This window comes from Teichococcus rhizosphaerae (genome assembly GCF_002631185.1).
Classification (GTDB): domain Bacteria; phylum Pseudomonadota; class Alphaproteobacteria; order Acetobacterales; family Acetobacteraceae; genus Pseudoroseomonas; species Pseudoroseomonas rhizosphaerae.
Genome location: NZ_PDNU01000107.1, coordinates 1 through 963 on the forward strand (window position 1 = coordinate 1; position 963 = coordinate 963).

A 963-nucleotide genomic window follows, 5' to 3' on the forward strand; every position below is an offset into this window, starting at 1 on the left:
CCTTCTGCATCCCCCACGGCGGCGGCGGCCCGGGCGTCGGCCCGATCGGCGTGCGCGCGCCCCTGGCGCCGTTCCTCCCCGGCCACGCTCGCGGCGAGCGCAAGGAAGGCGCGGTGAGCGCGGCGCCGTACGGCAGCGCGAGCATCCTGCCGATCACCTGGATGTACATCCGCATGATGGGCGGCGAAGGCCTCAAGCGCGCCTCGGAAATGGCCATCCTCAATGCCAACTACATCGCCCACCGGCTGGAGGAGCACTACCCGGTGCTCTACGCCGGCGGCAACGGCCTGGTCGCCCACGAATGCATCCTCGACCTGCGTCCGCTCAAGGACAGCAGCGGGATCAGCGTCGACGACGTGGCCAAGCGCCTGATGGACTTCGGCTTCCATGCGCCGACCATGTCCTTCCCGGTGGCCGGCACGCTGATGATCGAGCCCACCGAGAGCGAGTCGAAGGCCGAGCTGGACCGCTTCTGCGACGCGATGATCCGCATCCGCGAGGAAATCCGCGCGGTGGAACGCGGCGAGCTGGACAAGGAAGACAACCCGCTGAAGAACGCGCCGCACACCGCCGCCGAACTGCTCGGCGAATGGAACCATGCCTACAGCCGCGAGCAGGCCGCCTATCCGCTGGCCAGCCTGGTGGAGGCCAAGTACTGGCCGCCGGTGGGCCGCGTCGACAACGTCTACGGCGACCGCAACCTGACCTGCTCCTGCCCGCCGATCGAGGCGTACAGCGAGGAGTGACGGACGAGGAGGGCGCCGCCAGCGGCGGCGTCCTCGCGTTTCCGGCGATACCCCTTTCCCGGCGCCGCGCTTGCGTAGCGGCGCCGCGGCCACGCTCGCGCCAGCGAGCGTCCTGACACCGACACGACAAGAGGCCAGCGCCATGTTCAGCAAGCACGACCAGCTCCAGGGCTACGACGACGAACTGCTCGCCGCGATGGACGCCGAAGACCGGCGG

1 pseudogene is annotated in these 963 nt (G+C 69.9%); it reads left to right on the forward strand.

The annotated features are described in order from the left end of the window. A pseudogene (locus CR162_RS21800) lies at nt 1-746 on the forward strand (glycine dehydrogenase (aminomethyl-transferring)); the annotation flags it as partial. Nucleotides 747-963: the final 217 nt, after the last annotated feature.